This is a genomic window from Citrobacter sp. wls619 (assembly GCF_005281345.1).
GTDB lineage: Bacteria > Pseudomonadota > Gammaproteobacteria > Enterobacterales > Enterobacteriaceae > Citrobacter.
Genome location: NZ_SZXJ01000028.1, coordinates 1 through 631 on the forward strand (window position 1 = coordinate 1; position 631 = coordinate 631).

Here is a 631-nt window from a genome sequence, read left to right on the forward strand (position 1 = left end):
TTCTCGATCTGCTCCCGTTCTTCCGGGATGATCCAGAGTTTTTGCTGCCAGTCGATTTCACTCCAGCGGGCAAAGCGCAGTTCGCTGGAGCGCACGAAAAACAGCAATGACAGTTTAAGCGCGTATCGGGTCAGCACCCTGCCGGGGTAACTCTCCGTCCGGGATAACAGTTCAGGCAGTTTCTCAAGCGGCAGGGCCGGGTAATGCTGCGTTTCCGGTGGCGTGAACTCGCCGTCCAGATCCAGCGCCGGGTTTGATTTGATTAGCTGCTTTTTCACCGCGTAGCGCATGATCTCCGTGACGTAGTTTTTCAACCGCACGGTGATCTCCAGAAAGCCTTTACTCTCGACCTTGCGCAACGTGAGTAACAGATCCGCGGTCGTGATTTGATCGATAAAACTGTCCCCGATATCCGGGAAAACGTACATTTCCAGCCTGCGCTGGATGGTGGTTGCATAATGCGCAGACCAACGCCGGTGATCGACGTGCCAGTTCATAGCGATCTGGCGAAAGGTATGTCCGTTTTTCTTTTTCTGCTGGGCGATTTTCTTATCAGCAGCAGGATCGGCCCCTTCGCGCACTCTGGAGCGGGCGGCATCGCGTAGCTGACGCGCCTTAAACAGAGAAACGT

The 631-nt window shown here is 54.8% G+C and carries 1 protein-coding gene; it reads right to left on the reverse strand.

The genetic code is table 11. The features are described from left to right. Nucleotides 1–631: tyrosine-type recombinase/integrase (locus FDX19_RS05245; RefSeq protein WP_368666067.1), on the reverse strand; the 631-nt coding region annotated here is incomplete at both ends.